This window comes from Actinospineispora spinosispora DSM 44797 (assembly GCF_000429025.1).
Taxonomy (GTDB): Bacteria; Actinomycetota; Actinomycetes; order Mycobacteriales; family Pseudonocardiaceae; genus Pseudonocardia; species Pseudonocardia spinosispora.
Window position 1 is genome coordinate 60,444 of the sequence record NZ_AUBB01000031.1, and the last position, 12,485, is coordinate 72,928.

Sequence of the window (12,485 nt, forward strand, 5' to 3'; positions counted from 1 at the left end):
AATCATCCGCGCTCGGACAACCAGAACGAGAGTTGCTGGGTGATCTCGTCCAGGCTCTCCCTGGAAGCGGTACTGATTCGCCGCCCGAACCGTTGACTCGACACGGTTCGCAACGCCTCGCACATAGCCCAACTGGGTCGGTTGAGGCCACCGTCGTCGGTGACCGCGATGTGATGTGGGAAGCCCCGCTCGCGAGTGGTCAGCGGCACCACGATCGCTTGGCGGATCGGCAGCGCATTGAACCGGTCGCCGGACACCACTATGCAGGGGCGAACCCCGCGCTGCTCGTTCGCGACGATGGGGTCCAGCGTCACCGACCAGATGTCTCCGCGGCCGACCCTCACTTATTGTGCTCCGGCCATTCCTCGGCCGCCGTGGCGTCGGACTCTCCGGTGGTTACCGAGGCGAGCTCACCGAGGTAGTCATGCCAGCCATCCGGATCCTCACGCTGCATCCGCTGATAGGCATCCTCGATCTGGGCCCACCGCTGTTCGTCCGCCAGCCGGAGCGACGCCGTGTCCAACAGTTCCCCCATCGTGACGCCCCGCTGCCGCGCGATCCCGGCCAGACGATCCCGCACCACGGTGTCAACCTTGATCGTCGTCCAAGACATGCCCTGAAGTATACCGCACAGGGTTACCTGATGGTATCCCGCGAGGTCAGCAGGTCGAGCTCCGGCAACGACCAGCTTGTGATCAGAGTGGGTAGCGCGAAGCCCAGCAGGAGTTGAGGCCAGAACACGACGGTGACGACCTCGCGGCCGATCGAGGGCGCGTAGGACATGACGATGAGGAGGGCGAAAACGACGATCGTGCCGTAGCCGGCGAGCACTGCATACGCGCGCCGGCGGTAGACGTCGCGCAGGCGGGCCCGCTTCTCGTCCAGTGCCGCCTCGATGTCCTGCACCGCATTGCCCATCATGAGCATCAGCACCGCACAGACGACCAGACCCGGTGTCAGCGCGAACGACCGCCACAGCGCCACGGCGGACTCAACCGCCACGCACACCAGGTAACCCACCGCCAGCCTTCGACGGGTCACGCGGGAAGCGTGTGTGCCGAGAGTGCGAAAACGGAGTTCCCAGTCGGCCCACCGAGTGGTGGGACTCTTCTTGACCGGGGTCTTCTCAGCGTCCATGACAGCCTCCCACGCGCCGAACGCGACCATGTCTTCCCGAGCCGGTGACAACATCACGAGCGAGAAGTACCGAGGAGGCACGAGCGGCGTCGGGGGCCAGAGTCTCTCCGCCGTGCCTCCCCGACGATGAGCCTCCCACGGATCCGTCTCCGAAATTCGACACAGAAACTCTCCGGCCGGCAATTTATTCCTCAATTATCGAACTCTTAAGAGTCTGATTTCGGGGAACGTTTTCCAGCACGGCTTCCCCACCCGATCACCGAATGCGCATCGGCCGAGTGCACGTACCGTGGTGACGGATCCGCGCACCGCAACCGGGCCGGCCGTGGCGGTGTTCCCTGACCGTATACCGCATCGTCGAAAGGGACCGTCGTGCCAGAGACCAGGACCGCGGTCGTCACCGGCGCGAGCAAGGGCATCGGGCTGGCCATAGCTGCAGCGCTGCGCGAAGCGGGATACCAGGTGGTTGCCGGCGCTCGGACGATCAGCGCCGAGCTGACGGAGGTCACCTCGCTCGCCGTCCCGGTGGATCTCGGAACCGCCGAGGGAGTCGACCGCCTGATCGAGGCAGCGCTGACCGAGCTCGGCGGGATCGACCTGCTGGTCAACAACGTCGCGGGGATGAGCGGGCCGCACGTGGGCGGGTTCCTGTCCGTCACCGACGACCAGTGGCGGCACACCCTTGAGCTGACCCTGATGAGCGCGATCCGAGCCAGCAGAGCCGCGCTGCCCAGCATCCTCGAACGCCGAGGTCACATCATCAACATCGGCTCGGTCAACGCCCGAATTCCGGCGTCCCCGCTGGTCGACTACTCAGCTGCCAAAGCGGCGCTGGCCAACCTCGGCAAAGCCCTCGCCGAGGAGTTCGGCCCGCGAGGCATCCGGGTCAACACGATCTCACCCGGACCGGTACGCACTGCGGTGTGGACCGAAGCGGGTAGCACCGGCGATGCGCTCGCGACCATGGCAGGCGTCTCCCGCCAGGAATTCCTCGAAGCGCTGCCCGCCGCGTTCACCATGTCCACCGGCCGCATCACCGAACCGGCCGAGATCGCGGCGCTCGTCGTGTTCCTCGCCTCCGGGGCGGCATCCAACATCAACGGCTCCGACCTCGTCATCGACGGTGGCACCCGCAACGAGGTCTGAGTCCAGGCAAGAGCCAAAAAAACGCCGGGCTTAGCGCGTCGTTAATCCCACCGCTGATGGAGTGCGCGCACACCGCCCGCGCCGTTCGTGATGTGGGCGGGTCAGCCGAGCGAACTCGAGGAGCGAACCACCCGATGAGCCGTACCCGCAGGGCCGTTGTCGCGGCGTCCATGCTGACCATGCTCACCGGCGCCGCTGCGCTGCTGGCCGGGCCCGCCGAGGCACATCCGTCAACCGGCGACGGGGGTGCATCCCACTCCTCTCCGGAGCACGGCCGGCACGGCGGTGGGTCCGGCTGCGGCGGGCCGGACTGCGGTCACGGCCAGCACGGTCCATCCGGACATCGGCAGCACGAGGGGGGTCAGCACGGGCCCGGCGGTAGGCAGGGACCCGGGTCTGACCAGCAGGGCGGCCCGGCGCAGGCACCGAACGCGCAGGCCGGCGGCCCGGCCCCGGCCATGGGCAATCAGGGCCACATCCAGACGAACGCTCACCAGCAGGCTTCGGGTCCCCGCCCCATGGGTCCCCATCCCATGGGTCCCCACCCGATGGGTCCCCCGCGGCCAGGCGTCAACCAGCACTGAGCGCGGTGCTCGGCGCACCTGGCGTTCAGGCGGCCTGAGCGCCGGTGATGAGCGCGACGATCTCCTCCGCGCTGGTCCCGGCGACCCGCCTGCCCGCCACGCAGTGACCGGCCCGCATCACCCACACCTGGTCGGCCAACCGCATGACCTGGTCGAAGTTGTGACTGACCAGCAGCACCGCATGCCCCTCGTCGCGCAGCCTGCAGATCAGCTCCTCGACGCGGCGGGTCTCCCGCACCCCGAGCGCGGCCGTCGGCTCATCCATGATCACCAGCCTGGAGCTGAACCCGGCGGCTCGGCAGATGGCCACCGCCTGACGCTGGCCGCCGGACAATCGCCGCACCCGCGAGCTGACGGTCGGAAGGTTCACCGCGAGCCCGGCCACCATCGCCGCCGCCTTGCGTTTCATCACGCCACGGCGCAGCAACGAGAGCGGACCGCGACCACGCACGATCTCCCGGTTCAGGAACAGGTTCTGCCACACCGTCAGATCCTCGACCAGGGCCAGATTCTGGTGAACGGTCTCGATACCCGCCTCGCGGGCATGTCGGGGCGTCTCGAAGGTGACCTCGCGGCCCTCGAAGACGAACCCACCCCGGTCCGGGCGGTGGATGCCGCTGATGCAGCACACCAGGGTGGACTTCCCCGCTCCGTTGTCCCCTACCAGCGCGGTGATCTCCCCGTCACGCAGGCTCAGCGAGACCTGCCGCAACGCGCGAACGCCACCGAACGCCAACGAGACGTCCCTCGCCTCCAGCAAGATCGTCACGTTCGGAACCTCGTCAGGATCGCCGCCAACACCACCACAACGCCCACCGCAACCGGCTGGTAGAAGGGTGACACACCGAGCATGGTCAGGCCGTTGGACAGTGCGGTCAGCAGCAGCGCACCGAGCACCGGACCGACGATGTTACCCCGGCCACCGGCCAGACTGGCCCCGCCGAGCACCACGGCGGCGACCGAATTGAGCAGGAACGAGGTGTTCGCCGCGGGCTCCGCCGCCCCCACCCTGGCGACCAGCAGGATCGAGGCCGAACCCGCCAGGGTTCCGCACACGGTGTAGACGGCGATCTTGATCGCCGCCACGCTGATCCCGGTGGCGACGGCGGCCTCCGGCGACCCACCCACCGCAAGCACGTGGGTACCCCACTGGGTGCGGAACAGCACCAGATGCGCCAGTATCGCGAGCGTCCCCGCCACCAGGACCGCCCCGCCGACGCCACCGAATCCGCCCGCGGCCAGCTTCAACAGCCCCGCATCGACGACGGTGACCGGCTTGCCGTCAGCGACGATCAACGCCAGCCCGGAGGCCGCCGAGAGGCCACCCAGCGTGACGACGAAGTCGGTGACCCGGACCCGGCCGATGAGCAGCCCGTTGACGGCGCCGAACAACGCCCCGCCCAGCACGGCGAGCAGCCCGCAGCCGACGATGCTCCAGCCGTTGCGCACCCCGAGGCCGAACAACACGGCGCTGAAGGTCATCACCGACGCCACCGACAGGTCGATGCCACCGGTGAGCACGACGAACGTCTGACCGAGCGAGAGCACCACCAGGATCGCCGAGGCGACCAGTATCGAGCTGATGTTGCCGCTGGACAGATAGGTCGGATCTGCGAACTGGAAGACCACCAGCATGACCGCGAGGCCGATCACGACCGCCCAGTCGGCCCAGAATCCACCGTCGCTCAGCACTCTGCCGAACACGGTCGCCCGAACCGGTTCATCGGATCCCTTCACTGTCTGATCAACGCCGGGACCGGATGTTGGTCACTGACGCAAATCGGACGAGTGTGTCCGCGCGGGAGCCCCGAGCCTCCCGGAAGCCACCTCTGCGACCGGGGAGTCGTCGTGGGTCCGCTGTAGGGTGACACGGTTGTCGTGACAGGTCTGACAGCCTGCCCACGCCCGGCATGATGTCGTCGAATCAGCAGTGACCGTACAGATCGGACCGCCCGATGGCTGACCAGCCTCACCTCGAGAACTGCCCCGGTTGCGTCGCCGACGAACTCACCGAGCAAGACCGGGAGTACCTGCGGGGAACCGGTTGGGTCCATCCCCAGCACGTACTCGTCCCGCCGCCCGCCATGCCGCCCCTGTCGCCGGTGACCAGCCACCCGCTGACCATCGCGTTCATCCCCTTCATCGGGGTCGGGCTCCTCGGCTTCGACCCGGTGCGATGGTGGTGGGTCGGTGTGACGGTGATCTGGGTCGCCGCATTCACCGCGCAGTACCTGCGTCACCGTGCCCGCCACCGAACGCGCAGGCCACAGTCGTGCCTCTGGTGCCGCTATACCGGCCGGCGCCACGCCGTACAGGCCTGGACGCACTACAACGCGCTGACCGCGCAGGAGCAAGCCCGCTGGCACGCCGCGAACTATGAGCGCCTGCAGGAACAGGAACGGCGACACCAACTGCCCGAGTGAGCACACTAGTGTCTCCGCTGAATCCAGCCCGCCGCTCAGCGCCGTGAGGTCGGCTGGCTGGCGGGCCGGTGGGTCGAATGTGCCGCAGCCGCCGCGATGACCGGGCCCACGATCAGGCCGACGAGGACCGCCAGCCACGCCACCGTCAGGTTGGTGCCCGCGCCGCTGATCGGCACGTTGCCCGCCAGGTTCGTGAGCAGGTCACGGGCGGGTAGCACGAAGGGCGCACCGAGCAACCGCACCATGGCCGAGACAGCCCCCCAGTACACGACGGTGGCGCCGACGATGCTGATCGCGGCACTGGACGACCAGCCGCGCGATCCCCGGGCCGCCTCGACATACCCGGTGATGACGGCGAACAGCAGCGCGACGACGATGTTGGTCGAGTACACCAACAGCTCGTAGTACCACGTCATCCCGTTGACCGGTGTGCCGTCGATGCGCCGCCACGCCTGGAACAACACCGCTGCCTCGACCACCGCCGACACGACCACCACGCCCATCGGACGTCGGGGAGCCGGGGAGGCGGTGACCGCACAGCCGATGGCGATGATCGTGCCGAGACCGCCGACGATCAGGCCGCAGGACATCGACCCGAGGGCCGTCTCCGGCGAGCTGACCAGACTGCCCACCGCCGCCAGTGTCGCGGAGACGGTCGCCGTCACGATGAGCACTCCGGGGCCTGTGGGTGCGGCGGATATCGGACCGCGCCCGCGTCGCGGGCCACTCGGCCGGACGACCCGCTGCACGGTGAGCCGCCACAGAATGATCAGCGCCGCGCACGCCACGACGGCGAGCAGCACGCACGAGGTGATTCCGGAGACGTTGAACCGGTCCAGCAGCACGTCGAGGCCGATCCAGCCGACGATGCCGAGCACCGCACGCCACGCGATCCGGCGGTCTCCTCGGCCGGCCCAGATGAACGCCGCGGCGGCCAGCACGATCATCGAGATCCGCACGTCCCTGGCCCAGTAGGCGCCGCTGGGCGGCGGACCGAGGAGACCGCTGGAGTACTTGAGCTCGACGAAACCTTGGAACAGCGTCAGATCGATGCTCCACCACACCGCGAGGAGAATGACGACGATCAACGGGAGGATTCGCCCGATCCGGGAAAGCATCGCGGCAATCTAGCGGGCGGAATTCGAATCCCGATAGATTGCGCTGCCACATTTAGGGGTCCGTTATCCGGAACATCACTAAGAGGCTCTCCTCGGCGTTCATTTCTTGATCAGCGCGGGGAACGGATTGGTGTATTCGGTGAATGGTTTCGGCGCGGCGGCGATGGCACGATCCACATCGTCTGTGGTGATCAGCGCGACCGGAGCGTCGACCTTCGTGGGCAGGCTCGCCCCGGATGCTGCGGCGCGGCAGGCGTCGACGCCCATCTCACCGATCGCGTACGGGTACTGGGCGACGGTCGCGGCCAGCTCGCCGCTCCGCACCGCCGCCAGCGCGTCCGGATTGCCGTCCACGCTGACCACCTGAACCTGACCGACTCGACCGGCATTGGCGACGGCGCGAGCAACCCCGAGCCCCATGTCGTCGTTGGCGGCAAAGAATCCGGCCACTCTCGGGCTGGCCGCCAGGATGTCGGTCGCCTTGGTCAGTGCCTGCTGGCGATCCCAGTCGGCGGCCGCTGTCTGCACGACCCGGATACCGGGGCCGAGCGCCCCGACGAAACCCTGGATGCGGTTTCCGCTGGTCACATCACCTGCGATACCGCCGACCACGGCGACCTCACCGCCCGATGGCGGCAACAGCGCGGCGAGCCGTCGAGCCGCCATCGCCCCGGCCGCGACGTTGTCGGTACCGATGTAGGTGGCGATCCTCGCACCGACCGCCCGCGCGGCGATCGGATCGACCGGACTGTCGATGTTGACAATCGCCCTGCCGCTCGCCGCGAGCTGGGCGATGCCCTGCACCAGGTTCGTACCGGAGATGGGGTTGACCAGGTAGCAGCCGTAGTCCTGGCCGGCGAGCCCGCTGAGCTTGTCGGCCTGACCGGTGGTGTCGGTGATCGCCGTGGCGGCCTGCACGGTGACCGAGGTCCCCGAGGCGGCGCCGCTGTCCTCGATACCGTCGCGCATAGCCTGGAAGAACTGGTTGTCCACCCCCTTGATCACCACCGCGATCCGGGGGTGACCGGTGGACACCGCGTTTCCAGCCGGTTCACCGCCCGCGCAGGCGGCGAGGCCCGCCACGGTCAGCGCGGCGAGCACCCCGGTCACTCCCGCTCGAACGCGGTTCGCCCCGTCCATGGTGACCTCCCCCCGGCATCGCCCGAGATCAACGTACCGTGATCCGTCCGCGAACCTCGGGAAGCACTTCCTGCCCGAACCGTTTGATGTTGGCCAGCACGCTGTCGTGGTCACCGCTGACCTCGACCTGTCACAGGACGCGCCGGCAGCCCGAGATCCTGATCTGGTCGACGAGGCGATCGATGCAGTTCTGTACGGTGCCCAACGGGTGGGTGGCCAGTACGGACTCGGTCAGCCCTTCGACCAGATCCGCCTCCGGGCGCCGAGGGTCGATCCGCTGGGGCACGTCCAGCAACAGCTGGTACTCGTTGTTCGAGCGGACGTACTCCTGAGCCGTCCGACGCATCGCCAACCGCGCCTCGTCGGCGTGGTCACTGACGTGCGCGAACACCGCCATGCCGTGCGGATAGCCGGAGCCGGGATGCCCCGCGGACTCGGCGAGCCGGCCGTGCTCGGCGATCATCCCCGCTTTCGCCTCGGCGTCCTTGTCGAAGAACATCAGCATGGGCACACCCCGGGTGGCGGCCAGCCGCACCGAGGCCGGTGAGGTCGCGGCGAGATAGACCGGGGTACGGCCCGCCTCGGTGGGACCGGGCGCCGGGGTCACCTCACGGAACCGGTACAGCCCCGAGTCGGCCGACACCGGCCCGGACAGGGCCGCCAGGGTCAGATCCAACGCCTCGGGCAGCCCCCGCTGCCAGTAGCCGACTCCGCGGCCGATGACCTCGTAGTCCACCACCGGTTGCGAGCGACCCACCCCGAGATCGAATCGCCCGCCCGACAGATGATCGAGCAGCGCGGCCTGCTCGGCGACGTGAACCGGCGAATGCAGCGGCAGGATGGTCACCGCCGTTCCGACGCGCACCCTGTTGGTACGGCCGAGCAGGTAGCCCGCGAACGTCAACGCGGACGGATTGACCCCGAACGGGACGAAGTGGTGCTCGGTCACCCAGACGTCGTCGAACCCGGCCGCTTCGGCGGCCTCCGCCGAGGCGACACCGCATGCCAGCACCTCCGCACCGGACTGGCCCTCGTATCGGCTGGTGAACACGAACGCCCCGAATCGAACTTCCTGGTCATCGCTCATGCGGCCACCCTCACGCATCCACCGAACCCGGATCTTGAACAAAAGGGAGGCCACCATAGGATATACAGGATCACGAAACTCTGCCACGAGGAATAGGCGGCTCAGCTATTCCATCCGCTGCCTCAACGCTTGGAGCATTAATCATTCCATAGCTTTTGATTAACCAGCGGCGAGCTACCGTCAGAGATCATCTGACTCTATGGATTGAGGTCCGGCGGCGCGCGCCGAACTCGTGGAGAAACCCCGGAATGGAACACCGTACTGGTGATCAGTCACGAATTCCGCCGCTTCTGACGTACGACCCGGCTTGCTGAATCCAGTGCGATGAGCCGGTCCGGCGCCACGCTGGCTGTCGCGGTACCCACCGGCATGCTCGCGGCACACGGCTGGCTCTACGGCCGATGGATCGTGGACGACGCCGCCATCACGTTCGCCTATGCCCGCTCGATCGCGAGCGGGTTGGGACCGGTGCTGCAGCGCGGTGCCGATCCGGTCGAGGGCTACTCCAATCCGGCTTGGCTGGGCCTACTGGTAGCCGGGCGTTGGCTGGGATTGTTCGACCACGGTTCGTGGCTCGGTGTGCCCGACGTCGTCGCCTACCCGAAGCTACTGGGACTACTGAGCGCTGTGGGGGTCTTCGTCTGTTTTCATCTGACGGCTCGTGCACTGACCTCGCGGCCCGCGCTGGTGACGATCGGCGCGGGTACCGCGTTGGCCTGCACACCATCGTTTGCGATCTGGACGTTCAGCGGCCTGGAGAACGGGCTGTTGGCGTTCGCGGTGGCCGGGCTGGCCGCCGTCGTGGCGCACGCGGCGGCCGGGTGCCGACTGCACTGCCTCGGGCCGGCGGTGGCCTGCGGACTGTTCGCGGCTCTGGCTTCGCTCACCCGCCCGGACGGCGTGATCTATGCGGGCGTCTATCCGCTCGTCGTCCTGGTTCTGCTGCGTGCCGGACAGTTCTCCCGCGCCGCCGCCGCTGTGGCGGTCAGCACGGTGGCGTTCGCAGTGCCCACCGGGCTCTACCTCGGGTGGCGGATCAGCACGTTCGGCGAGTTCTTACCGAACACGGCGCTCGCCAAATCGCAGGGCCTGCCGGACCTCGACTCCCTGCACCGTCCCGTCGAGCTCGTGAGCTACCTCGGGTGGCCCGCCGTGCTCATCGCCACCGGCATGGTCGCGCTCGCGCTCGCTCGCCCCTGGCCGGGCCGCGCCGGACTCGTCGCGCTGTCAGTACCCCTCGTCCTCGCGATCGCCGCGTTCGCGGTGCTCAATGCCGACTGGATGGGCGAGTACCGATTCGCCACCCCCGTCTGGACACTCGCCACTCTGACCTCGGCCGTCGCCTCCGCACGGGTGCTACCCACACTGGCGGTTCCCAGCCGGACGGTGGTCGCCGCGCTCGCGGTCGCCGCCGCCGCGGTGTCGTCTGGCACGCTGATCGACGCCGCGCGCGCTTTCCGGACCGCACCAACCGCGCCGCTGTGCCTGGTCGCGGCGAACACCGGAGACAACATCGCCGGATACGCCCGGATCGTCGGGGCCGCGCGGGCGACGGTGCTGGCACCGGATGTCGGCGGGGCTGCATTGGTGTCCCCGGTGCGGATCGTCGACCTGGCCGGTCTGACCGATGCGGCCATGGCGGGTTTCTGGCACAGGCAGGACTGGGGTGGGCTACGGAACCACGTATTCGACGAGGTGCGGCCGACCTTCATCAAAAGCCACGGCGGGTGGTCGACGATCACCGGACTCGTGACAGACCCTCGGCTGACCAACCGATATGCGGAAATCGGGTCAACCGGGGGAAGCACGGACTGGGTGCGCCGCGACCTGGTCGGTGAGCTGCGGCTGGCGCAGCTGCGCAGCTACCACAGGGAGGTGGCCGAGCCGCGTGACCTGGCGATGCGGCAGATGCCGAGATGTTTCTGCGCGCTTCCCTCGCACGCTTGACAGGCTCTCGCGAATTGACTCGCGGCAGGGAGGATGTTCGGTTATACGAGATCACGAAACCTTGCCATGATAAATAGTCGATTTGCCCATTCCTCGCTGTTTCCTCAATACTGATCCCCTAATGCGGGGCGGATGCCCGGTTCAGTGAGGAATCAGTGATGGCTCCGACGTATCGCCACGGGATCGTCTCGTCACGGACGAAAGACGTAGTGCTGCGAATCGTGCTCGCCGCTGCGCTGGGCTGCGCCGGGTTGTCCGGGTGCGCCACGGCGACAGTCGAGTCGCCCGCGCTCGCCGATAGCGTGCCCTGCGATCCGGCCGAGCTCGGCGCCACCGCCAAGCCCGGCGAACCGGCTCCGGTCAATGATTTCGGCGGGGTGAGCTTCAGCTGTTCGACGCTGCGGGTGCCACTGGACCACCGAGGGCTGCGTTCCGGACCGGTGGAATCCGGGGACATCGCACTGCGGGTGGCGGTGGCGGACAACGCCAACGCGCCACGCGGTGTGCTGGTCCGGCTGATCGGTGGCCCCGGCGTGCCAGGGGTGGCGCTGGCATCCGACATCACCGCGCACGAGATCGAACCGTCGGTCAAGCAGGCATACCGGGTGGTGTTCCTCAACCAACGCGGCACCGGCCCCAACGCGCTGCAGTGCCCGCAGCTGCAGCAGGCCCTCGGCGCATCCGACCTCGCGCTGCCGCCGCCCGGATCGGTGCAGGCCTGCGCACACGCCCTCGGCGAGGCCCGCCGCTTCTACACCACCGCCGACTCGGTGGCCGATCTCGAAGCGCTGCGGGTGGCGTTGGGCGTGGACAAGCTGACCCTCGACGGCAGCTCCTACGGCTCGCTGTTCGCCGAGCGCTACGCCCTCGCCCACCCTGACCGGGTCGCCGCGCTGGTGCTCGACTCGGTCGTTCCGCACGACGGTCTCGACCTGACCGGGATCGCGGTGTTCCCTCGCGCCGCGCAGGTCCTCGCGATGGCCTGCCGGGAAACGCACTGCACCACCGACCCTGCACACGACCTTGCACAGGTCGTGCACGCCCGGCACAACGGCCCCCAGCTACTCGACCTCATCACTGGCCTGACCAGCGGAAAGCCCCGACTGACCACCGTGGCGGCGGTGCTGCACGCGGCGGCGGGCGGCGACTACACCGCCCTCGACACGCTGATCGCCGGCGAACACAAAGACGCCGCGGTCGAAGCCGCACACTTGAGCCAAGGTCTGCACACCGCCAGCGTCTGCGAAGACCTGCTCGCGCCGTGGACCGCCACCACCCCGATCGGCGAACGCGGCCCGCTCGCCGCCCGAGCCATCGCCGGACTGCCCGATACGGCGTTCTTCCCGTTCGACCGCGACACCGCCACCGGCAACGGCGCGGTGCGGACCTGCCTGCAATGGCCCGCCACCGAGGTGGCACCGTTCCAGGCCGGCCGCATGCTGCCACCGGTACCGACACTGCTGCTGGCAGGCGACCACGACCTGAACACCCCGCTGGCCTGGACCCAACAGGAAGCCGCCCGCGCCCCCCACGGCACCCTCGTGGTCATCCCCGGCTCCGGCCACATCACCCAGAACGCCGACAACGGCCCAGCCGGCCGACAAGCAGTCGCAAAGTTCCTGACCGCGACCCCGTAGCCACTCTGCTTTCAGCGGCCGTTGATGGCACCGGACGTGACTTCCCGAATACATCCATGCATTGAACTGAAATGAAGATGACCGCTCGGATTTATTAAACGTCCCATAGCTTCTACTTAACCTGGGGCAGGTTAGAATGAGTTACCAGCAGCCTCTTTTGGCTGTCTAGGGCGCCTTCGAGATAGCCCGACGGGGCGAGACCATTAGACCCCGAAAGTCGTCATACTCAAGTTCGACTTGCGGTGACAGAATGGAGAATCGCGCGA

General features: G+C 68.0%; 13 protein-coding genes. 5 read left to right on the forward strand and 8 right to left on the reverse strand.

From position 1 onward, the window contains the following. Nucleotides 1-2: 2 nt before the first annotated feature. From G406_RS0115590 to G406_RS0115600, 3 genes are read right to left on the reverse strand one after another with little or no spacing between them, the layout of a single operon-like run. Nucleotides 3-344 carry a type II toxin-antitoxin system PemK/MazF family toxin gene (locus G406_RS0115590; RefSeq protein ID WP_028934564.1) on the reverse strand — a complete coding sequence of 114 codons (342 nt, stop codon included), beginning with the start codon at nt 342-344 and terminating at the stop codon, nt 3-5. Beyond that, entirely contained in the window at nt 341-613 is a 273-nt protein-coding gene (locus G406_RS0115595; RefSeq protein ID WP_028934565.1) for a hypothetical protein, read from the reverse strand. Before G406_RS0115595 ends, G406_RS0115590 begins: the two co-directional genes overlap by 4 nt. A 23-nt stretch (nt 614-636) precedes the next feature. Next, a complete protein-coding gene (locus tag G406_RS0115600) occupies nt 637-1,041 on the reverse strand; it encodes a hypothetical protein (RefSeq protein ID WP_156934898.1) in 405 nt (134 codons plus the stop codon). Nucleotides 1,042-1,509: 468 nt separating this feature from the next. Here G406_RS0115600 and G406_RS0115605 point away from each other — a divergent pair, with 468 nt between their 5' ends. Both G406_RS0115605 and G406_RS56840 read left to right on the forward strand, forming a co-directional pair. After that, on the forward strand, nt 1,510-2,283 hold the full coding sequence (locus G406_RS0115605; protein WP_028934567.1) for an SDR family NAD(P)-dependent oxidoreductase: 774 nt from the start codon (nt 1,510-1,512) through the stop codon (nt 2,281-2,283). A gap of 134 nt (nt 2,284-2,417) precedes the next feature. Further along, nucleotides 2,418-2,867 (forward strand): hypothetical protein, encoded by a 450-nt coding sequence (locus tag G406_RS56840; RefSeq protein WP_156934899.1) that lies wholly within the window; start codon nt 2,418-2,420, stop codon nt 2,865-2,867. Between the two features lie 25 nt (nt 2,868-2,892). Here the strand turns inward: G406_RS56840 and G406_RS0115610 are convergent, their stop codons facing one another. Together G406_RS0115610 and G406_RS0115615 are read right to left on the reverse strand one after the other, a co-directional pair. Beyond that, nucleotides 2,893-3,636 (reverse strand): ATP-binding cassette domain-containing protein, encoded by a 744-nt coding sequence (locus G406_RS0115610; RefSeq protein ID WP_028934568.1) that lies wholly within the window; start codon nt 3,634-3,636, stop codon nt 2,893-2,895. Further along, entirely contained in the window at nt 3,633-4,604 is a 972-nt protein-coding gene (locus G406_RS0115615; protein ID WP_028934569.1) for an ABC transporter permease, read from the reverse strand. Before G406_RS0115615 ends, G406_RS0115610 begins: the two co-directional genes overlap by 4 nt. A 218-nt stretch (nt 4,605-4,822) precedes the next feature. On the opposite strand from G406_RS0115615, the gene G406_RS0115620 reads away from it, so the two are divergent. Then, entirely contained in the window at nt 4,823-5,290 is a 468-nt protein-coding gene (locus G406_RS0115620) for a hypothetical protein (protein WP_028934570.1), read from the forward strand. Nucleotides 5,291-5,325: 35 nt separating this feature from the next. On the opposite strand, the gene G406_RS0115625 is transcribed toward G406_RS0115620, so the two are convergent. The 3 genes from G406_RS0115625 to G406_RS47190 all read right to left on the reverse strand — a co-directional run bounded on the left by G406_RS0115625 (nt 5,326) and on the right by G406_RS47190 (nt 8,635). Further along, nucleotides 5,326-6,408, reverse strand: a complete 1,083-nt coding sequence (locus tag G406_RS0115625) for a hypothetical protein (RefSeq protein ID WP_156934900.1) — start codon at nt 6,406-6,408, stop codon at nt 5,326-5,328. Between the two features lie 99 nt (nt 6,409-6,507). Further along, nucleotides 6,508-7,548, reverse strand: a complete 1,041-nt coding sequence (locus tag G406_RS47185) for a substrate-binding domain-containing protein (RefSeq protein ID WP_051342156.1) — start codon at nt 7,546-7,548, stop codon at nt 6,508-6,510. A 130-nt stretch (nt 7,549-7,678) separates the two neighbouring features. Next, on the reverse strand, nt 7,679-8,635 hold the full coding sequence (locus G406_RS47190; protein ID WP_169736707.1) for an LLM class flavin-dependent oxidoreductase: 957 nt from the start codon (nt 8,633-8,635) through the stop codon (nt 7,679-7,681). 324 nt (nt 8,636-8,959) lie between these two features. Here G406_RS47190 and G406_RS47195 point away from each other — a divergent pair, with 324 nt between their 5' ends. After that, a complete protein-coding gene (locus G406_RS47195) occupies nt 8,960-10,582 on the forward strand; it encodes a hypothetical protein (RefSeq protein ID WP_051342158.1) in 1,623 nt (540 codons plus the stop codon). Between the two features lie 158 nt (nt 10,583-10,740). Then, the gene (locus G406_RS0115645; protein WP_064742934.1) at nt 10,741-12,219 is read left to right on the forward strand and encodes an alpha/beta fold hydrolase; all 1,479 of its coding nucleotides are present in this window, start codon (nt 10,741-10,743) and stop codon (nt 12,217-12,219) included. Nucleotides 12,220-12,485: the final 266 nt, after the last annotated feature.